Raw genomic sequence first — 19499 nt, 5'->3', positions numbered from 1 at the left:
GGCGGCTTTCCACTGACCGGAAAGCCGCCGCCTCGCTATATTGTCACCGTCACCGAGGGAGCAGGCTAGGGTTGGGGTGCGAGCGCCTCCAGCACCTGCTGCTGGACCGCCGCAGTATTACTTGCCACCAGGGACACCGGGTGCACACCGGCGGCAGAAACGCCCGCGTGCTCGGGCAGGTCACCCTCTAGGGTGGAGGCGACGCCGCCAGCCTCACGAATCAGCGGCAGAAGCGCCGCCACCTCGTAGAACGATAGGGACGCATCCACCACGGTATCTACCGCGCCCTCAGCGAGCATACACGCCGCCCAGAACGAACCGTACGCGCGGGAACGACCCACTGAGCCCAGAAGCTGTACAAGCTCGCCAGAGCGGTCCACAGCGCCTTCAGAGGCTGCCTTCCAGGAGGCGAGGTCGGTGTACGCGGCAGACAGCTGATCCAGCTGAGTCAGCGAAGACACCTCAAGACGAGTAGCCTGCGCCAAGGACTTACCCGTGTACGCGCCCGAACCGCGAGCAGCCCACCAGCGGCGACCCAGCGCGGGTGCAGACACCACACCCACCACCGGCTCACCCTGATCCAGCAGAGCAATCAGAGTCGCCCACACCGGCACGCCGCGGCGAAAATTATCCAGCTCAGCAATCGGCGCAATCACCCACTGGCGCGATGCCTGACCGTTATAACCGGCATGCTCACCGGCAATACCGTCACGAGTACGCACACGCGACAGCTGAGCGCGCAGAAGCTCCTCAACCTCCTGAGCCACACCCGAAGCGTAATCGGCAGGTTCCTGCTCCTGCACCTGCGGTTCCGCGGGCTGCTGAGTAGCCTGCTGCCACGGCGCCAACGGTGCCGCAGCGGGTGCCGCCTCGGCGGGCTCTAGTGCCTCGGATGCGGGGGAGAAGACCGGGCGGTCACGAAAACGCATGGCGCTCACACGATCGACGCTATCGGCAAGAATATGCGCAAGACGCAAATCGTCGGTGTACTGCTGGGGACGGCTCATGGTAATGCTCTTCTTCAGTATTCGGTGATGTAGTCAGCAAAAATGTGTGTGTAGTGCTGTGTGTAATGCAGGGGAGAGAACCTAGACGAGAGCGCCCAGTTCCTTCTCCGAATCGCCCTCTTCAGGAGTCAACAGCAGCAGCTTACGCAAGGACTCCAGGCGGGCCGGACCGCTCTCACCGGCGTGACCGGCAGCAACGTACGCCTCCAGACCGCACTCGGGAGCCTGTGCCGCGTGAGTACACGCCTTCGGGCAATCCGCCGCACCGGGTGCTAGGTCCACGAACGCCTCCACGACGGTCTCCGGCGGCACATGCGCCAGACCGAAAGAACGAATACCCGGAGTGTCAATAATCCAGGTGCCCGGCTCCATCGGCTCCCCATTCGCATTCACCGGACGCAACGCCAACGCCGACGAAGAGGTGTGGCGGCCACGACCCGTCACCGCGTTCACATGACCGGTCGCACGCTCGGAGCCGGTCAGCGCATTCACCAGGGTCGACTTACCCACACCCGAATGGCCCAGAAGCACCGACACCTGACCCAACAGCTCCTGCAGAAGCTCCTGAACCGGTGCCGACTCCAAACCGGCAGCGCCCTCCTGACTCGGTGCCAAACCATCCGAAGACGAGGACAGCACAATCTTCAAACCGCTCGCCGCATAGTAATCCAGCAGGTTCTGCGGGTACCGCACATCGGTCTTCGTAATGCACAGGATCGGCTCAATCCCGGCGTCAAACGCCGCTACCACGGCACGGTCAATGAAGCCGGTGCGCGGCTCCGGGTTCGCCGCAGCAACCACAATCACCAGCTGCTGAGCATTCGCCACGACCACGCGCTCCGACGGGTCGGTGTCATCGGCGCTACGGCGCAGAATCGAGGTGCGCTCGCCCAGCCGCACAATGCGCGCCAGGGTATCCTTCGCACCGGAGGTGTCACCCACCAGGTCCACAAAGTCGCCGGTCACAATCGCGGTGCGGCGCAGTTCCTTAGCGCGCGCCGCAATGAGGGTACGCTCCTTCTCGGTACCCTCATCAACGACGACCGACCAGCGGCCGCGGTCCACCGTAATGACCCTGCCACGAATCGCTTCTTTGAAGGTCGGGCGGTCCTTCGTGCGGGGGCGGGAGCCCTTCTTGTTTGGGCGCACGCGCACATCCGACTCATCCCATTCGGAGAAATCGCGCACGTTCATGCGGGAAGAACCCATTTAGAAGACCTCCTGGTCAGCGGTAGCATCAGCGGTGGAGGCGCCGGTCTGCCATTGCGCCAGCATGTCCTCCCACATTGCGGTAAATTCGGGCATGGTCTTAGCTACGGTGGCTACGTTCTGCACCACCACATTGGGGCGGCGCAGACCAATAATCGCCGCGAAGGTTGCCATGCGGTGATCGTCGTAGGTGCGCGCCAGAACCGGCGCAGCCTCAGCGGTAGCGGGGAGGGGCGCCTCAATCACCAGCGAATCGGCGGTGTCGTGGGCGGTACCTCCCAGGCGGTTAATCTCAGCGGCGAGCGCTGCGAGGCGGTCCGTCTCATGACCGCGCAGATGCGCAATGCCGGTCAGCTCAACGCGGCCATTCACGAAAGCGCAGGCAGCCGCCATGGTCGGCGCCAGCTCGCCACCGGCAGACAGGTCAAAGGAGAAATCACCCTCGGGAAGCTCACGGGGGCCGGTCACGGTCAGACGGCCCTCAGCGTAGCTCACCCGGGCGCCCAGCGCGGGCAGAAGCTCACGCCACATATCGCCCACCTGGGTCGTACCCGCCGAAGAATCAGCCGCGGGGGCGGGCCAGTGAGGAATAGTCACCGACTCGCCGGTGACCACGGCGGCGGCAAGGAACGGGCCGGCATTCGACAGGTCCGGCTCAATGGTCATCTCAAAGCCGGGGAAGGAACCGGGGTGAACCGTCCAGCGGTACTCGCCGCCCTCTGCTTTGTCGCCTTGGTTCGGGTAGTGCTCCTGCACCCGGATACCCATCTGGCGCAGCGCCTCCACGGTCATCTGAATGTGCGGGATGGACGGCACCGAAGAGCCCTCGTGCACCAGCACCATGCCCTGCGGCAGGCGAGGCGCCATCAGCAACAGCGCCGAAACGAACTGGGACGATGTCGAAGCATCAATACGAACCACAGGCGCCTCAGAGACACCCTCTACGCTCGCCAGACCGGGGGAGCGCAGCACGAAGGGCAGAGCGTTCTCGCCCTGCTCACAATCCACCTGCACACCCAGCTGGCGCAGACCCTCCAGAACCGGACCCATCGGACGCTGACGAGCGTGCGGGTCACCGTCAAAAGCGAACTCACCCGGCAGTAGCGCCGCCAGAGCGGGCACAAAACGCATCACGGTACCCGCAAGACCGCACTCAATCGACACGGTGCGCGACTGAGCGGAATCGGACTGCGCCTGAGCGGAATGCGCTTCCACAAAGCTCAGGGGAGTGACTTTTACATCCGGACCGAACGGCGAATCGGTCGGAACCAGCTCAATACCCGCACCCAGCTGGCGCAACGCCTCAATCATCAGCGCCGAATCGCGCGAATGCAGCGGCGCACGCAAATACGAGGGGGAATCAGCCAGAGCAGCAAGCAACAGATAACGGTTCGTGAGCGACTTAGAACCCGGAATATGCACCAGCGCGTTCTTGCCAGCGGCTTCGCTGGAGGCGGGTGCCAGGGGAGCGGGCCAATCACCGGGGGAAAGCTGCACTGCTGCGTCGCTCATACATCCTCTTCTGGTTCAAATCATGGGGAGGGCGCAGACTCAGAGACGCTGCGCCGGTTGACGTCTACCCCTATTCTACCGGTTGAGGGTTTGCGAACCTCCGAGCGCTCTAGCGGTGAGATAGGCGAAAGAACCCGGAACCACACAGCGGATCCTGCAAACAAACTGCACCCAAGAAAACGCGAAGGCGGCACACCGTCATTGGTGCACCGCCTTCATACGTACAGGAGCATTATGAGTTCGCGTTACTTAGAGATTCGCCTCGGCGCAGAACTTCTGCACATCCTGCAGCAGACGCGCCTTCAGCTGCTCGGGCGCCTGCTGAGCGCATGAAGAACGCATCTTCTCACGAATCATTAGCTCAAAGTCCTTCACATCCGCGCACTCGGGGCAGGCATCCAGATGCGCCTGAACCGTGCGCAGCTGCTCGGGGCTCAGCTCCCTATCGAGGAATTCATAGAGGCGCTTGAGGGCCGCCGAGCAGGGCTGGCCGCCGCAATCCTCCAGCGGCTCAGAAGCCGCGGAGGCTTCAGGGACAGAAGAATTCTTGTCTGTGGTTGACATCGGGGTTCCTTTCACACGGAAGGTATAAAGCGTTAGGGGAGTCTAGCCCCAACCTCATGGGGCTAGCTCACGTGTAGAAGAGCGAAGCTAAGAATCTGCAGGCGCCTTGGAGCCAGAGCCCGCCGGAGGGGACTTTACGCCTTTGGTAGCCTTAGTGCCCTTAGTAGCCTTTGCCGGCTGTACCTTAGCGCTCGCCTTCGCTGCAGCTTTCGCCTCAGCCTTCGCTTCTACCTTTGCGATGGTTGACGGGCGCAGACCGTTCTCACGCGCATAATCGAGCAGCTTCTCACGCAGAATACGGCGGCCACGATGCAGACGAGACATCACCGTGCCCAGAGGGATATCCAGAATCTCCGCAATATCCTTGTACGCAAAACCCTCCACATCGGAGTAGTACACCACCATGCGGAAATCCTCAGACAGCTCATTCAGAGCCTCACGAACCTCCGTATTCGGCAGGGCGCTCAGCGCCTCCGCCTCGGCAGAACGCAGACCCACCGCATCATGCTCACCGGCCTGAGCCAGCTGCCAATCCTCCACCGTCTCACCCTGAGACTGCTGCGGCTCACGCTGACGCTTACGGTACAAATTGATGTATGTATTCGTCAGGATGCGGTACAGCCACGCCTTCAGGTTCGTACCCTCGGTGAACTGGTGGTACGAAGCAAAAGCCTTCATGTAGGTTTCCTGCACCAAGTCTTCAGCATCGGCAGAGTTGCGGCTCATCCGCAGGGCAGCAGCGTAGAGCTGATCCACATACTGCATAGCGTCCGCGGTAAAGCGTTCGCGTAGCTCGCGGGTATCCGCCGCGGTGTTGGTTTCAGCCATGTTTCTCCTCTACAGGAACGCGCCAGGCGTTCACTTCCATAACGTAGAATTCTTCTCTTTATTCCGCAGAATGCGCACAAACATCTGCGGGTAAAGCAAAACCCCGGGTCCGAATAATATCCGAAACGCCGGGGTTTTAAAGTGTATGCAAGATACCTTATGCGTTGGGGCGCTTACCGTGGTTTGCGCCGCCCTTACGACGGTCCTTGCGCTTACGACCGCGCTTGCTCATCAGAGCCTCCTTATAGTGTTCATGGATGCACGCCCCACCTTCGCGGTGCGTGCCCCCTATTACCTGCCCTAGCAGAGGCGGTCACCGAAAACCGGTGCTCCACGCTATAAGGGCAACGCCGTCTATTTTTTCATAGAAACGGCATGATTGCATCTTGGAACCGGGATATGAGCGAAAAAACACGAACTTTCTTCGCCTCAGCTCACAACCCCAGCCGGGGGAGCAGGCTCTTAGCCGTGCTCAGGAATGTTCAGCCAGTTGTACCAGCCGCGGTGCAGAACCAGCCACGCCATCAGACCGTAACCGGACTGACCCGGGCGGCCGTCATTAGCGGCAAGGTCGTTGCGCCACTGCTCGTGGTGAAGCAGCGGGTTGAACGTATCCACGTACACGTGGTTACGGCGGGTTACCACATCCGCGTACGCCGCCGACAGGTCAGCGATACGGCGGTTACGCTCAGCGTCCAGGGTCGGCGGCGGACCAACAACCAGAACCTTAATGTTGTTCTGCGACGCCATGTCCACAATGTTCGCCAGGTTCAAACGCGAACGAGCGCTGGTCAGACCCAAATCAATGTCAAAGGTCGACGGAGCAATAATGAGGCGGTTATCAGCACCGGGAACGAAGCGGCGGCGCGCCTCCTCGAACCAGCGTGCATTCAGCTGCTCGCTACCTTCATTGGGGGCGGCAAGGTTATATGCCGCAATGGATGCGGTGGTCTGCGGGGTGCGCGCCATAACGCGGCCAAACCAGCCGAGGGTACGGGGGTCGCCAACACCGGCGAGCAGGTCATCGCCGACTGCCACAATTCGAATATTGCGTTGCTCCACGGAATTCTTTCTTCAGCAGGATGCGCCCGCCGTGAGAGGCGGCAAGGCACGTGAGTAATAGTCTTCATATCTAGGATAAGCGCTTACCGGCCTCTTTTCGAACTTAATACCCTATCCGGTAAGTATCCGAGACTAAAAAACCCGTCTGCCCGCCAGAAACATCTGACGGGAAGACGGGTTTTGAAGAGCTAAATCATGAGCCGATCAGCTGTAGAAGACCTTAGCCTTCGAAGACCTGCTTGAGCAGAGCCTCAGCCTCAGCTGCGTGCAGCTTACCGGTACCAGCAGCCGGGGAAGCAGCTGCGGAGCGGGAAGCAAGACGCACGCGGCGGTCCAGCAGCGGCAGCAGGTTCACAGCCATGAACGGCCACTGACCCTGGTTAGCAGGCTCGTCCTGAGCCCACACAACGTCGGTAGCGTTCGAGTACAGAGCCAGCTGCTCCTTGATCTCCTGCTCGGGCAGCGGGTACAGCTGCTCCACCGAGACAATAGCGGTCTTGGTGTCGCCGCGGCGCTCGCGCTCAGCTTCCAGATCGTAGTAGAGACGGCCGGATACGAAGACCACACGCTCAACCTGAGCCGGGTTAATACCCGAACGGTCACCAATCACCGGCTGGAACGAACCCTCGGTGAAGTCCTCGATGGAGGACGCAGCAGCCTTCAGACGCAGCAGCTGCTTGGGGCTGATCACCACGAGCGGCTTGTACGGACGGTGCTGAGAGTGACGACGCAGCAGGTGGAAGTGCGAAGCCGGAGTCGAGGGGCAGGCAACAGTCATGTTGTTCTCAGCGCACAGCTGCAGGTAACGCTCAACACGAGCCGAGGAGTGGTCAGGACCCTGACCCTCATAGCCGTGAGGAAGCAACATAACCAGCGAGGAGCGCTGGCCCCACTTCTGCTCGGAGGAAGACACGAACTCATCAATGATGGTCTGAGCGCCATTTGCGAAGTCACCGAACTGAGCCTCCCACACCACGAGCGAGTCGGGGCGCTCCACCGAGTAGCCGTACTCGAAGCCGAGAACGCCGTACTCAGAGAGGAAGGAGTTGTAAATACGGAACTTGCCCTGGTCCTCAGAGAGGTGCTCCAGCGGCGACCACTCTTCATCAGTGATGTGGTCGTGCAGAACAGCGTGACGCTGAACGAAGGTACCGCGCTGAACATCCTGACCGCTCATACGAACGTCGGTGCCCTCCATCAGCAGCGAACCGAAGGCGAGCAGTTCACCCATACCCCAGTTCACGTTGCCGGTGCGGCCCATCTCAACGCGCTGCTCCATGAGCTTCTTCAGCTTCTTGTGGACGGTGAAGCCCTCGGGCTCCTTACCGAACGCATCAGCGATGTGCTGCAGAGTCTCACGGGAAATTGCAGTCTTACCGCCGTGAACGACCTCGGTGTTCTGCTGGGATGCGGGCAGTTCCAGACCGGAAACGTGCGCGCCAGCAGGAGCCGGTGCCGAAGACTGAGTCTCGACGAAGATAGCGTCCAGCTTCGAGTGGTAGGAGTCCAGAACTTCGTCTGCCTCTTCCTGAGAGACATCGCCGCGACCGACCAGGTCCTGTGCGTACAGGGTGCGGGTCGAGGGCAGGACGTCAATATCCTGGTACATCTTCGGCTGGGTCATCGACGGATCGTCAGCCTCGTTGTGACCGCGGCGGCGGTAGCAAATCAGGTCAATGACGACGTCGCGACCGAAGCGCTCACGGTACTCGAATGCCAGGCGTGCGGCGCGAACCACTGCGTCCGGGTCATCAGCGTTGACGTGGAAGACCGGAGCCTTAGTCATACGCGCAATGTCGGTAGCGTGGGTTGCGGTGCGGCCGTCGTTCGGCAGGGTGGTGAAGCCAATCTGGTTGTTCACCACAACGTGCACGGTGCCGCCGGTGGTGTACGCCTTCAGGTCAGCCATCTGCAGGGTCTCCATGACGATACCCTGGCCAGCGAACGCTGCGTCACCGTGAATCAGGATCGGCAGAACCGGGTGGCCCTCAACGCCCTGCTCACGGTAGACGTCCTGCTTAGCGCGGACGATACCCTCGAGCACGGTGTTTGCGGCCTCAAGGTGCGAGGGGTTAGCAGCCACGTACACCTGGGTCTGCTTACCGGAATCGGAGGTGAAGACGCCCTCGGTGCCGAGGTGGTACTTCACGTCACCGGAGCCACCCTCGTAGGGTGCTGCGGTGCCGGAGAACTCACGGAAAATCTGGGCGTAGGACTTACCAGCAATGTTGGTTAGTACGTTCAGGCGACCGCGGTGTGCCATACCAATGGCAACGCCCTTCAGGTCGTTGTTAGCGGCCTTGTCCAGAACAGCGTCCAGCAGCGGAATCAGGGACTCGCCGCCCTCCAGGGAGAAGCGCTTCTGACCCAGGTACTTGGTCTGCAGGAAGTTCTCGAATGCCTCAGCCTCAACCAGCTTGGAGAGAACACGCAGCTGCTCCTCGCGGGTGGGCTTAGCAACGCCGCGCTCCAGGCGCTCCTGGAACCATGCGCGAACCTCGGGGTCCTCAGAGTACATGTACTCAACGGACAGGGAGCCGGAGTATGCCTCGTGCAGGCGCTCCAGGATGGTGCGCAGCGGCAGACGCTCAGCGCCGCCGAAGCCACCGGTCGGGTAGACGCGGTCCAGATCCCACAGGGTCAGGCCGTAGTTCTCCAGCTTCAGGTCCGGGTGCGAACGCATCTTGTAGCCAACGGGGTTGGTTGCTGCGGTCAGGTGACCGTGCACGCGGTACGCGTGAATCAGCTGCTGAATACGTGCAACCTTGGAAATCTCGTGAGCGTCATCGACGTGGTTGTCGCGTGCCCAACGGACCGGCTCGAAGGGAACCTTCAAATCGCGGAAGATAGCGTCGTAGAAGTCGTCGCCGCCAAGCAGGTAGTGCTCAACCAGCTTCAGGAACTCACCGGAACCTGCGCCCTGAATGACGCGGTGGTCGTAGGTGCTGGTCAGGGTGATGATCTTGGACAGGCCCTGCTGGGTGATGAGCTTCTCGGACAGGCCGCGGAACTCAGCCGGGTACTCCAGAGCACCCACACCGATGATCGCTGCCTGGCCCTTGGAGAGGCGGGGCACCGAGTGGACGGTACCGATACCACCGGGGTTGGTCAGCGAAACAGTGGTGCCGCGGAAGTCCTCAATGGTCAGCGCGCCGTTACGGCCACGCTTAACGATGTCGTTGTACGCATCCCAGAACTCACGGAAGCTCAGCTGCTCAGCACCCTTAAGGTTCGGAACGACCAGGTTGCGGGAGCCGTCGGGGCGGGGCAGGTCAATAGCCAGACCAAAGTTTACGTGTGCGTTGTGGATTGCAACGGGCTTGCCCTTCTCGTCCACACCGTAGGTCACGTTCATCGAGGGCATCGCTGCCACTGCGCGAATCACAGCGTAACCAATGATGTGGGTGAAGGAAACCTTGCCGCCGCGGGTGCTTGCCAGGTACTTGTTGATGGCAGCACGGTTCTCAATGAGCAGCTTTGCGGGGACCGCACGAACGGTGGTTGCGGTGGGGACAGTCAGCGACTCTTCCATGGTCGTGACAACTGCCTTAGCAGGGCCGCGGAGGGGGACAATCTTGTCTTCAACAGGTTCCACAGGTTCAGCCTTCTTGGTAGCAGCGGGAGGGGTGGGGTTAGCAGGCGCAGCCGCAGGCTTCGGTGCCGCGGGGGCGGGAGTTGCTACAGGTGCGGCAGGTGCAGCCGGTGCGGCGGGTGCCGCAGCAGGAGCTGCACTAGCGGTACCGGCGCCTCCCAGCGCCTTATCGATGGTCTCAAAAATGGGCCACCATGAAGGGTCCACGAGGCTCTTGTCCTTCTGGTAACGCTCGTACTGTTCTTCAACGAACCATTCGTTACCGGCAAATTCCTCAGGCACCAGATGTTCTGGCAGATTTGGCACGTTAAACGCCTCTTCCAATTAGTGTGAATTTATCCGTCGCGTCCGGGACTCTCCCCGGCATAGACGACCCGCGTCTTCGAGGGGCGAATCATCACGCTGAGCATGTGCGCATCGCCTAAGATGGTGGCCGTATGTGCGGGGTGTGCACCGTACAAACCTGCCTAGCGTGCCGTGAACGTCGGGGTTCATCCGCTTGCATGGCGGCACACTCATGCTCCTATGTATAAGTGTAAAGAGAAGCACGGTGAACTTTCCAGCTCATCGCGCTATATCCGCAATGCAATTTTTCACTCTTAGGGATTAGCAATGAGCCGCGTGCGCAACAAGTACTGTCTTGCACGTGTGAGCAGGCACTCTACAGCACCGGGAAGAGACGAAACCTTCGCTAAAATATGGGGTATGGATGACCCTTTGAGTAAGACTCTGACTACTAGCCAGCGCAGAATACTGCCCGAATACTCGGCGCTCCGTACCGTGATGTTCCGTGCAGCCACCCGTGAAAACACCCCGCTTTCGAGTGCCCAGCATCTGGACATCTCCCGCGCGGTGGTGCTTCACCAGAACCGAGTCGCCGCACACCAGTCGATGGAGGCGGTGGCTGAGTGGATCTAATCCTTCTGCTCATCGGCCTACTCCTCATCCTGGGAACGGGCTTCTTCGTCGCCGTAGAGTTCTCCCTCGTAGCACTTGAAACCGCGACCGTGCAGCAGGCAAAGGACTCCGGCGATAAAGCAGCCGACGCCGTCCTGCGCTGCCTCAAGACGCTCTCTACTCAGCTCTCCAGCTGCCAGATTGGCATCACCATCACCACGCTGCTGACCGGTTACACCCTCGACGCTGCCATCAAGGCGCTCACCACCGGCGCCATCAGCAGCCTGGGTCTGCCCACCAGCGTGACCGACGTACTCACCCTGGTGCTGGCGATGCTCATCGCAACCTTGCTCTCCATGGTCGTCGGCGAACTGCTGCCCAAGGGCCTCGCTATCGCCGAACCCTACGATGTGGCGCGTCGAGTCGCCCCCGCGCAGCTGGCATTCACCCGCGTCATGTCCCCGCTCGTGCGCATCATGAACGGCTCTGCCAACTGGATTCTCGGACGCTTCGGCATGGAAGCCAAGGAAGAACTCTCCGCGGCACGCACCCCCGAAGAGCTCTCCTCCATGGTGCGCCGCTCCGCAGAAGAAGGCACCCTCGACTCCGACGCGGCACGCTTCGTGGACCGCACCCTGCGCTTCTCCGAGCTGACCGCCTCCGAAGTCATGACCCCGCGCGGCCAGGTCGCCATGCTCGAAGACACCGCCCCCGTTGCCGAAGTTATCAAGCTGGCACGCTCCACCGGCCACTCCCGATTCCCCCTCTACAAGGGCGACCACGACAACATCGTGGGCGTCGTGCACGTGAAGAAGGCAGTCGGCGTGCCCCCGGAGGTTCGCGAAACTCTCGAAGCCGGCGCCCTCGCAGAAGACGTGCTGCAGGTCCCCGAAACCCTGCACCTGGACGCGCTGCTCACCCAGCTACGCCAGGGCGCCCTGCAGCTCGCCGTGGTCCTCGACGAATACGGCGGAACCGCCGGCATCGCAACCCTCGAAGACCTCGTCGAAGAAATCGTCGGCGAAGTCTCCGACGAACACGACCGCGGCCGCACCGAACGCCCCCTACGCTACGGCAACGGCGACTGGGTGTTCTCCGGCCTGCGCCGCCCCGACGAAATCAACACCCTCATCCCCGGGCTCGAGGTTGAGGAAAGCCCCGAATACGAAACCGTCGGCGGCTTCATGATGGAACGGCTCGGCCGCATCCCCGAAGTAGGCGACAGCGTCCCCGTAACCGGCGGTACCCTGCGCGTCGATACCCTCGAAGGCCGCCGCGTGGACCGCATCCGATTCACCCCCACGCCCGCCACTAGTGCACAGGAACAGACCGAGAAGGGAGGCAACGCATGAACGACTGGGTAGCCATCGCACTGCTCGTCATCCTGCTCGCCGGAAACGCCTTCTTCGTCGCCGGTGAATTCGCCATCATGTCCACCCGACGAGCACAAATCGAACCGCTCGCCGAAGAAGGCAATAAGCGAGCGCAGACCGTCATCTACGCGCTAGAAAACGTCTCGCTCATGCTCGCCACCTGCCAGCTGGGCATCACCATCTGCTCGCTGCTGATTCTGAACGTCTCAGAACCGGCGCTGCACCACATGCTGGAGGTGCCCCTGCACCTGGTCGGCCTGCCCCACGCCATTGTGGACGTAATCGCCTTCGGTATCACCCTGATCCTGGTTACCTACCTGCACGTGATCTTCGGCGAGATGGTTCCCAAGAACGCCGCCGTGACCCTCGCCGCCCGCGGTGTGGCTCTCTGGATTGTGCCGACCCTGGTGACCTTCTCCAAGATTTTCGCCCCCGTGGTCGCCCTGCTGAACAACCTGTCCAATAAGCTGCTGGCTCTTATGAAGGTCGACGCGAAGGACGAAGTCGCCTCCACCTTCACCCTGGGCGAGTTGCAGACCATCGTGGCAACCTCAACCGCAGAAGGCACCGTGGAAGACGACGCCGGCGTGATTGAAAGCGCCCTCGAATTCACCGAGAAGGACGTCTACGAAATCATGGTGCCCGGCGATAAGCTCGTCACCCTGCCCTTCGGCAGCACCCCCTCCGAACTGGAACGCGCCGTGGCACGCAGCGGCTACTCCCGCTTTGTCGTCACCGACAACGATGGAACCTACATGGGTTACCTACACGTGAAGGACGCCCTCGCCATCGCCCCCGAGCGGTTCGAGGAGCCTTTCCCGTGGTACAAGTTGCGTTCCCTGGACACGCTCACCCCGACCACCGATATTGACGATGCGCTCGCCTCCATGCAGCGCAGCCGCACCCATATCGCGCAGGTTATGGACGAGCACGGCGTAACCCTCGGCGTGGTCTTCCTCGAAGACGTGCTGGAGGAGCTGGTCGGCGAAATCAACGACACCACCCAGGATGCGGTGCGTGAGCGTCTACGCCGCCAGCAGGCGCGCGAAGCCCAGTAGCCGCATGAAGCACAGTAACCGCATCGTGAGATATCCCGAATAAAACGGGAGAATCTTTGAACGCACAGTCCGCCCGGCGCCCTCGTCAAGGAGGGCGCGGGGCGGGCTGTTTTGCGGTCAAAAACGGCTTATGGGTGCTCCCAAGGGGTGGTCTCAGGCGGCGGGATGAAGCGGCAGTATAAAGTAGCGGTGGGGGAGCGCAGTAGGCTGAGCTAACTATCCCTGTTGCATAAGCTACTAACAAGGAAAAGGGTTGCCTAACAGCACCCAAATGACAACAATAAAGAGTTGTTTATACGGGTGTGCGCATGATGTAGTTAAGGAACCTACAGACTAGAACGAACCGAAAGAGAGCCCTCATGTCGCACCCGAAGATCACCCGCAAGCACTTCCTCACCGCAATGGGCTCACTCGCCGCGTCCTCCCTGCTACTGGCAGGCTGCGCAACCGAGAACAGCACCTCCTCCGGTTCGTCCTCCTCGGCTGGCTCCAACAACGGCAAGGTGAAGGTCGTCGCATCCACCGACGTCTACGCAGACATCGCCAAGCAGGTCGGCGGCGACTACATCGAGGTCACCGCGCTCATCACCTCCACCAGCACCGACCCCCACTCCTACGAAGCCACCAGCGCCGACCGCCTCAAGGCAAAGGATGCATCCCTCATCGTCATCAACGGCGCAGGCTACGACCTGTTCCTCGAAGACCTCGCAGGCAAGGACAACACCTCCCAGAAGATCGTGAACGCGGTCAAGGTCAGCGGCAAGCTCACCGACGCCGAATACACCCACCTGGTCGAGGACCACCGCGGCGGCGAACACCACGAAGACGGCGGCGACCACGCCCACGCACACGAGTTCAACGAGCACCTCTGGTACGACTTCGAAACCATGAAGAAGGTCGCCCAGAAGATCGCTGAAGAGCTCGCAGGCCTCGACTCCGCACACGCTGAGACGTTCCGCACCAACGCATCCACCTTCTCCAAGGAACTGGACGCACTGGACGCAGCAGCTAAGGCAATCGCCGGTGAGGGTAAGAAGTACCTGTCCACCGAGCCCGTGCCGGACTACCTGATTTCCTCCACCGGTGCAGAGAATGCAACCCCCAGCGAATTTGCTGAGGCGGCCGAAGCCGGCAACGACGTTCCCGCACTCGTCCTGAAGGAAACCAAGGACATGGTCACCGAGAAGAAGGTCCAGCTGCTCGCATACAACGAGCAGACCTCCACCTCCCAGACCAACGAGGTGCTGCAGGCCGCTAAGGACTCCTCGGTGAACTACGTATCCTTCACCGAAACCCTGCCGGAGAACACCGACTACCTGGCGTGGATGAAGACTAACGTCAGCAACCTCGAAAAGGCGCTCTCCTAAGTGACTGACAACAATAACGGTGCCGCCCCCGCGATTTCCATTCGCGGGGGTAGCCTCGCTTTCGGGGCCCGCACCCTCTGGAAAGATCTAACCCTCGACATCGGCGCGGGCGAATACTTCGCCGTGCTCGGACCCAACGGCTCCGGCAAGTCCACCTTCCTCAAAGTCGTTCTCGGCCTGACCGGACTCAACGCCGGCGACATCTCTGTGCTCGGCAAGCCCGCACGCCTGGGCAACGCCGGCGTCGGCTACGTACCGCAGCAGAAGTCCATCCCCACCTCCACCCCGATGCGCGCCCGCGACCTGGTGGGACTTGGCGTGGACGGGCACCGCTGGGGCATCCGCCTGCACGGCCGCAAATACCGCGCCAAGGTGGACGAGCTCCTCGAAGCCGTCGGCGCAACCGAGTACGCGAACGTGCCGGTGGGCCTTCTCTCCGGCGGTGAGCAGCAGCGCCTGCGTATCGCTCAGGCGCTCGCGAACGACCCGAAGATTCTGCTGGCTGACGAGGCGCTACTCTCCCTGGACCTCAACCACCAGTACGCGGTGGCTGAGCTGATTCACCGGTTCAACCGTGAACGCGGCGTGGCGGTGGTGTTCGTGACCCACGAAATCAACCCCATCATTGAGCATGTGGATCGCGTTCTCTACCTGGCGAATGGCCGTTTCACGGTCGGTTCGGTGGAAAAGGTCATGACCAGCGAGACTCTCACCTCCCTGTACGGAACCCCGGTGAGCGTGCTTAAGTCTAATGGTCGTTACGTGGTGGTGGGCGAGACTCACGCCAGCGACCACTGCCATCTTGAGGGCACCGACCAGAATATTCACGGCTCCCACCTGAAGTCTGGTCTCTCTGAACCGCAGCGCACCCTACACCTTCCGGGAGGAACCACTCGATGACCATTCTTGCTTCCCTCCCCACTCTGGCTCCGGTTGCTGCCGCGCAGAATGATTTGCTCTCCCGTATCTTCGTCTTTGACCGCTATGGTGAGCTGCTGCAGATGCTGCAGAACTCTATTTTTGCTGGCGCTGTTCTGGGGCTTATCGGTGGTTTCGTCGGTATTTTCGTGATGATGCGCGACCACGCCTTTGCGGTGCACGGCATTTCTGAAATGTCTTTTGCGGGTGCCGCCCTTGCCCTGCTGCTCGGCTATGACGTGGTGACCGGCTCCATGATTGGTTCGATTGCCTCGGCTCTGCTGATTGCGTTTCTGGGTTCCAAAGCGAGTGAATCAAACTCGGTGATTGGTGCGCTCATGCCGTTTGGCTTGGGCTTGGGTATTCTCTTCCTCTCCCTGTACCAGGGCCGTAGCGCGAATAAGTTTGGTCTGCTGACCGGTCAGATTGTGTCTGTGGACGCCGACCAGCTGCACACCATGATTATTGGTGCGGTGGTTATTATTTCCCTGCTGGTGATGGTGTGGCGCCCGCTGAGCTTCGCCTCCCTGGACCCGGAGGTCGCGCGCGCTAAGGGCGTGCCGATGCGCTTTTTGTCCCTGGTGTTCATGGTGATTCTGGGTATTGCTGTGGCGCTGTCTGTGCAGGTGGTCGGTTCGCTGCTGGTGCTGGCGCTGCTGATTACTCCGGCGGCTGCGGCGATGCAGGTGACGGCTTCTCCTGTGCGCACCCTGATCCTGTCGGTGCTGTTCGCGGAGGCGTCCATTGTGGGCGGTATTCTGCTGGCTCTTGCCGGTTCGCTGCCGATTAGCCCCTACGTGACCAGCATTTCCTTCCTGATTTACGTGGTGTGCCGTGTGATTGGTGGCGTGAAGCGCCGCCATAGCGCGTCGGGCCGCCAACTGGCTGAGAAGGCATAAGACCTATAGAAAGAGCCCCACCTCGGGAATGAGGTGGGGCTCTTTCGTTGTCGTGCTGTGTTAGCGCTACGGGTCATGTACCCGGTGCGCAATGCGGGCTCAACCTGTGTGGCGTTGTGTTGCCCTGTCCAGATGCCCTGTGTGTCGTGCTGTAGTGGCGCCGAAGATCTTTGAAGACGCCGTATCCTTCGTTGAGAAGGTTTTCCCCGGTGGGGGAGAGCTCCTCAGATGGAGGGGCTTAGAGGTTGCGGCTTAGCCTGCAACGTTAGCGTGCAGCGCCGCCCTGCGATTCTTCCTCGCGACGTGCCAAAGTGCAGTCCGGGCAGTAACCGGTCACTTCAACCACGTGCTCCAGCTCCGAGAAGCCGTGCTGCTTACCCATGGCCAGTGCCCAGTCCTCGAGGGCGGGTGCTTCCAGCTCAATGGCGGTGCCGCATCGGCGGCAGAGCAGGTGGTGGTGGTGATCTTTCACCCGGCAGTGGCGGTACAGGGTCTCACCCTCAACGCCCTTGACCGAGTCGAGCTCACCGGCGTTAGCCAGCGACTGCAGCACGCGGTAGGTGGTTGCGAGAGAGACCTGTTCCTTGCGGTTCGCGAGGGTCAGGTGCAGATCCTGTGCTGAGATGAAATCGCCGAGCTCTTCCATGGTCGCCTTGATGATGCGACGCTGGCGGGTATTTCGGGCTTCGGCGGGCTTCGTAATTCTCCGTACGGGAATATGAGTGTCCATTGCTGAACCTTTCGGGGCGGAAATCCGTCCCATTGTGTGGTCGATCTTGTCTTACGACTTTACACTAGAGGCGTTCAAAAGGTGGTTGATTTGCGCTTTATCTCAAAAATTGAAGTCATCAACAGGCACGAATGAGGGTTAACGGTAGACTAAAACTATGAAAATGACGAAGTACACCCACTCATGTATCCGCCTTGAGAATGAGGGGCGCACCCTCGTTCTTGACCCCGGCAACTTTGCTGCAGAAGGCGAACACGCCACCGCGCTGGAAGGCGCCGATTACCTGTTCGTGACCCACGCGCATCCGGACCATTTTGACGGCCCGTCGGTGCTGCCGCTGATTGCTCAGCGTGCCGAGTCGCAGACCCCGTTGAAGATTTGGGCTCCCGAGGCTGTTGCCCAGGTCATTAAGGAGGCTGTGCCCGCTGCCGAGGTTACCGTTGTTTCCTCTGATTCTGAGTTCAGCATCCCCGGTTTTGAGGTGAAGACCTACGGCGGTCAGCACGCCCTGATTCACCCGCTGATTCAGACCATCGCCAATGTCGGTTACCTGATTAACGGTGCCTTGTACCACCCGGGTGACTCGCTGGTGGTTCCTCACCGCGTGCGTGCGAATACCGTTCTGGTGCCGATTCACGCGCCCTGGTCGAAGGTTCAGGAAGTCATTGATTTTGTGATTGCGACCGGCGCTCAGCGTGTGGTTCCGATTCACAATGGCATGATTAACCAGAACGGCACCGGCATTATTGAGGGTCTGGTGACGAACTTCGGCGCGAAGTACGGCACTGAGCTGAAGCACCTGAACCCCGGTGAGAGCATTGAGATTGAGGCGTAAGCCTGACCGTTGAGCTTCAAACGTGCCGGTGACGGCGCATGAAGGAGATTATTGTGAGCACGATTTTTACCAAGATTATTGAGGGTGAGATTCCCGGCCGCTTCGTCTGGAAGGACGAGCACTGCGTCGCCTTCCTGGACATCATGCCCCTGTCGGAAGGTCACCTGCTGCTCGTTCCCCGCGCAGAGATTGACCGTTGGCCCGACCTGCCGGCTGAGCTGGCGGCGCACCTGTTCGCTGTGGCGCACAAGATTTCTGGTGCCCTGGATCAGGCGTTTGATAAGGACCGTGTGGCTCTGATGATTGCGGGCTTCGACGTTCCGCACACCCACATCCACCTGTTCCCGGCTGACGGCATGGCTGACTACGATCCCGCTAACGCGAAGAAGGATGCTACCGCCGAAGAGCTGGATGCGGCTGCTGAGAAGGTGCGTGCTGCCCTGCGCGAGCGCGGCCACGGCGAGTTCGTGCCGGAGGCATAAGCGCCCTTTACAGCGTGTATAAACACGACAGCGCGTATAACCACGAAGGAGCCGCCCTCTACACAACAGTAGAGGGCGGCTCCTTCGTTGCTATATCCCGTTGCTATGTTCCGGCGGGAAAGAAGCTTAGTGCTTTTCAGCCTTGGAGATCTGCTCAGCCAGGTCCTCGGGGGAGAGGTTAGCGGAGGAGAACTCGGGGGTCAGCGGCAGGTGCAGCTGCAGGCCGGTACCGGGGCAAATCTCGACCTTTGCCGAGCGCAGCTTGAAGTCGACCACGTGACCGCCCTGAACGCGCTCATCATCGATAAAGTGGGCGTGGCAGCCGGGCACCGAGATGCCCTGCTCGTAGATCGGGGTGCGGAAGCCAACAATCGTGCCGGTCACGTTATCGAACTGGACAATGTCCTCATTCTCGGTGGCCGCAACCATCTTCGGGTAGGGCTTCTCCTGCTTGATGACGGTGCGGGTGCGGACCCATTCGAACTCGCCGTAAATCTTGATGGCGTACATGTAGTTCTTGGAGACGGTGAAGTCATCCAGAATCTGCGAGGCAGACTTACGGAGTAGGTTATGCGGTAGTTCGCGCTTAATCATGGGCACGAAGTTGGTGACCACGGCGTAGGGGGTCTGCTGGCGCAGGTCGGGCAGGGATACGGAGCCGTCGTGGCGCACCTGGTAGCAGACGCCGTCGAGGACGACCATTTCGCCGTCGAGGCCGTTGAAGGTACCCACACCGAAGTTGCCGTGGCTCAGAAGCTCACCGATGGTCATCTCGCCATCGTAGATGCCGTCCAGCAGCTGGGACATGAGGCCGGTCTGAAAAACTTCGTTACGGAAAACAGTTTCACCGTTTAGGATGGTCGGCTGATATGCCATGAGATTTCTCCTCGTTACAGTGGATGCGGCGTCAGACGGGTCGGTCGGTCATCGGCGATACTCGCCCTAGCTGATGCTAAAAAGGGGAAGGGCGGCGGGGAGAACACGGCGTTGTGATGTCGTTTCTCTAGGAATTCGTAGGTGCCGCCGGCCGGGCGCACGCACTTTCATTGTACGCCCGTGCAGGAAGAACCCCGGGACTAGCGGGTACAACATCTTATGATGTGGCCTCTAGAGTGCTGAAAGCAGTCAACTGCACAAGGGCATAAAAATAGACTGGCGTTCCCTCC

General features: G+C 60.8%; 18 protein-coding genes. 8 read left to right on the top strand and 10 right to left on the bottom strand.

Features of this window, described 5'->3' with window-relative positions; translation table 11 throughout:
* Positions 1–65: 65 nt before the first annotated feature.
* The 8 genes from HMPREF2605_RS08935 to HMPREF2605_RS08905 all read right to left on the bottom strand — a co-directional run bounded on the left by HMPREF2605_RS08935 (position 66) and on the right by HMPREF2605_RS08905 (position 10080).
* Positions 66–1007, bottom strand: coding sequence for an inositol monophosphatase family protein (locus HMPREF2605_RS08935; protein WP_070848088.1), 942 nt, complete (start codon positions 1005–1007; stop codon positions 66–68).
* A gap of 81 nt (positions 1008–1088) precedes the next feature.
* Positions 1089–2216: a ribosome small subunit-dependent GTPase A gene (gene rsgA, locus HMPREF2605_RS08930; protein ID WP_070688499.1), complete on the bottom strand. Its 1128-nt coding sequence runs from the start codon at positions 2214–2216 to the stop codon at positions 1089–1091.
* Complete coding sequence (gene aroA / locus HMPREF2605_RS08925; RefSeq protein WP_070848086.1) at positions 2217–3728, bottom strand: 3-phosphoshikimate 1-carboxyvinyltransferase; 1512 nt, start codon at positions 3726–3728, stop codon at positions 2217–2219.
* 249 nt (positions 3729–3977) lie between these two features.
* The gene (gene rsrA / locus HMPREF2605_RS08920; protein ID WP_049349515.1) at positions 3978–4292 is read right to left on the bottom strand and encodes a mycothiol system anti-sigma-R factor; all 315 of its coding nucleotides are present in this window, start codon (positions 4290–4292) and stop codon (positions 3978–3980) included.
* Positions 4293–4379: 87 nt separating this feature from the next.
* A complete protein-coding gene (locus tag HMPREF2605_RS08915) occupies positions 4380–5120 on the bottom strand; it encodes a sigma-70 family RNA polymerase sigma factor (RefSeq protein ID WP_070848085.1) in 741 nt (246 codons plus the stop codon).
* A 157-nt stretch (positions 5121–5277) separates the two neighbouring features.
* Positions 5278–5352: a 50S ribosomal protein bL37 gene (locus HMPREF2605_RS09730; RefSeq protein ID WP_095343185.1), complete on the bottom strand. Its 75-nt coding sequence runs from the start codon at positions 5350–5352 to the stop codon at positions 5278–5280.
* Between the two features lie 230 nt (positions 5353–5582).
* Positions 5583–6182, bottom strand: a complete 600-nt coding sequence (locus HMPREF2605_RS08910; protein WP_005505446.1) for a GDSL-type esterase/lipase family protein — start codon at positions 6180–6182, stop codon at positions 5583–5585.
* 220 nt (positions 6183–6402) lie between these two features.
* Complete coding sequence (locus HMPREF2605_RS08905; RefSeq protein ID WP_070848083.1) at positions 6403–10080, bottom strand: multifunctional oxoglutarate decarboxylase/oxoglutarate dehydrogenase thiamine pyrophosphate-binding subunit/dihydrolipoyllysine-residue succinyltransferase subunit; 3678 nt, start codon at positions 10078–10080, stop codon at positions 6403–6405.
* A gap of 411 nt (positions 10081–10491) precedes the next feature.
* Between HMPREF2605_RS08905 and HMPREF2605_RS08900 the strand changes: the two genes are divergently transcribed.
* From HMPREF2605_RS08900 to HMPREF2605_RS08875, 6 genes are all read left to right on the top strand, one after another.
* The gene (locus HMPREF2605_RS08900) at positions 10492–10692 is read left to right on the top strand and encodes a hypothetical protein (RefSeq protein WP_141744700.1); all 201 of its coding nucleotides are present in this window, start codon (positions 10492–10494) and stop codon (positions 10690–10692) included.
* Entirely contained in the window at positions 10683–12023 is a 1341-nt protein-coding gene (locus HMPREF2605_RS08895; RefSeq protein WP_070848081.1) for a hemolysin family protein, read from the top strand. Before HMPREF2605_RS08900 ends, HMPREF2605_RS08895 begins: the two co-directional genes overlap by 10 nt.
* Entirely contained in the window at positions 12020–13102 is a 1083-nt protein-coding gene (locus HMPREF2605_RS08890) for a hemolysin family protein (protein WP_070848080.1), read from the top strand. The genes HMPREF2605_RS08895 and HMPREF2605_RS08890 overlap by 4 nt, the downstream gene beginning before the upstream one ends.
* Before the next feature lie 359 nt (positions 13103–13461).
* Positions 13462–14469 carry a metal ABC transporter solute-binding protein, Zn/Mn family gene (locus tag HMPREF2605_RS08885; RefSeq protein WP_070848079.1) on the top strand — a complete coding sequence of 336 codons (1008 nt, stop codon included), beginning with the start codon at positions 13462–13464 and terminating at the stop codon, positions 14467–14469.
* Positions 14470–15369 carry a metal ABC transporter ATP-binding protein gene (locus HMPREF2605_RS08880; protein WP_070848077.1) on the top strand — a complete coding sequence of 300 codons (900 nt, stop codon included), beginning with the start codon at positions 14470–14472 and terminating at the stop codon, positions 15367–15369.
* On the top strand, positions 15366–16286 hold the full coding sequence (locus tag HMPREF2605_RS08875) for a metal ABC transporter permease (RefSeq protein WP_070692427.1): 921 nt from the start codon (positions 15366–15368) through the stop codon (positions 16284–16286). Before HMPREF2605_RS08880 ends, HMPREF2605_RS08875 begins: the two co-directional genes overlap by 4 nt.
* A 265-nt stretch (positions 16287–16551) precedes the next feature.
* Here the strand turns inward: HMPREF2605_RS08875 and HMPREF2605_RS08870 are convergent, their stop codons facing one another.
* Entirely contained in the window at positions 16552–17016 is a 465-nt protein-coding gene (locus tag HMPREF2605_RS08870) for a Fur family transcriptional regulator (protein WP_005505454.1), read from the bottom strand.
* A 157-nt stretch (positions 17017–17173) separates the two neighbouring features.
* Between HMPREF2605_RS08870 and HMPREF2605_RS08865 the strand changes: the two genes are divergently transcribed.
* Positions 17174–17851 carry an MBL fold metallo-hydrolase gene (locus HMPREF2605_RS08865; RefSeq protein WP_049356570.1) on the top strand — a complete coding sequence of 226 codons (678 nt, stop codon included), beginning with the start codon at positions 17174–17176 and terminating at the stop codon, positions 17849–17851.
* A gap of 53 nt (positions 17852–17904) precedes the next feature.
* Entirely contained in the window at positions 17905–18333 is a 429-nt protein-coding gene (locus tag HMPREF2605_RS08860) for an HIT family protein (RefSeq protein WP_005505456.1), read from the top strand.
* Positions 18334–18459: 126 nt separating this feature from the next.
* Here the strand turns inward: HMPREF2605_RS08860 and budA are convergent, their stop codons facing one another.
* A complete protein-coding gene (gene budA / locus HMPREF2605_RS08855) occupies positions 18460–19209 on the bottom strand; it encodes an acetolactate decarboxylase (protein ID WP_005505457.1) in 750 nt (249 codons plus the stop codon).
* Positions 19210–19499: the final 290 nt, after the last annotated feature.

It is taken from the genome of Rothia sp. HMSC065C03 (assembly GCF_001837295.1).
In the GTDB taxonomy this organism is placed as follows: domain Bacteria; phylum Actinomycetota; class Actinomycetes; order Actinomycetales; family Micrococcaceae; genus Rothia.
The sequence above is the reverse complement of the archived record's forward strand: the minus strand, read 5'-3'. Positions and strand labels throughout refer to the sequence as shown.

Excerpts from the sequence above, each read along its gene's own strand:
- HMPREF2605_RS08935 (WP_070848088.1), bottom strand. The coding sequence starts at position 1,007 with ATGAGCCGTCCCCAGCAGTACACCGACGATTTGCGTCTTGCGCATATT.
- rsgA (WP_070688499.1), bottom strand. The coding sequence starts at position 2,216 with ATGGGTTCTTCCCGCATGAACGTGCGCGATTTCTCCGAATGGGATGAG.
- aroA (WP_070848086.1), bottom strand. The coding sequence starts at position 3,728 with ATGAGCGACGCAGCAGTGCAGCTTTCCCCCGGTGATTGGCCCGCTCCC.
- rsrA (WP_049349515.1), bottom strand. The coding sequence starts at position 4,292 with ATGTCAACCACAGACAAGAATTCTTCTGTCCCTGAAGCCTCCGCGGCT.
- HMPREF2605_RS08915 (WP_070848085.1), bottom strand. The coding sequence starts at position 5,120 with ATGGCTGAAACCAACACCGCGGCGGATACCCGCGAGCTACGCGAACGC.
- HMPREF2605_RS08890 (WP_070848080.1), top strand. The coding sequence starts at position 12,020 with ATGAACGACTGGGTAGCCATCGCACTGCTCGTCATCCTGCTCGCCGGA.
- HMPREF2605_RS08885 (WP_070848079.1), top strand. The coding sequence starts at position 13,462 with ATGTCGCACCCGAAGATCACCCGCAAGCACTTCCTCACCGCAATGGGC.
- HMPREF2605_RS08875 (WP_070692427.1), top strand. The coding sequence starts at position 15,366 with ATGACCATTCTTGCTTCCCTCCCCACTCTGGCTCCGGTTGCTGCCGCG.
- HMPREF2605_RS08870 (WP_005505454.1), bottom strand. The coding sequence starts at position 17,016 with ATGGACACTCATATTCCCGTACGGAGAATTACGAAGCCCGCCGAAGCC.
- HMPREF2605_RS08865 (WP_049356570.1), top strand. The coding sequence starts at position 17,174 with ATGAAAATGACGAAGTACACCCACTCATGTATCCGCCTTGAGAATGAG.
- budA (WP_005505457.1), bottom strand. The coding sequence starts at position 19,209 with ATGGCATATCAGCCGACCATCCTAAACGGTGAAACTGTTTTCCGTAAC.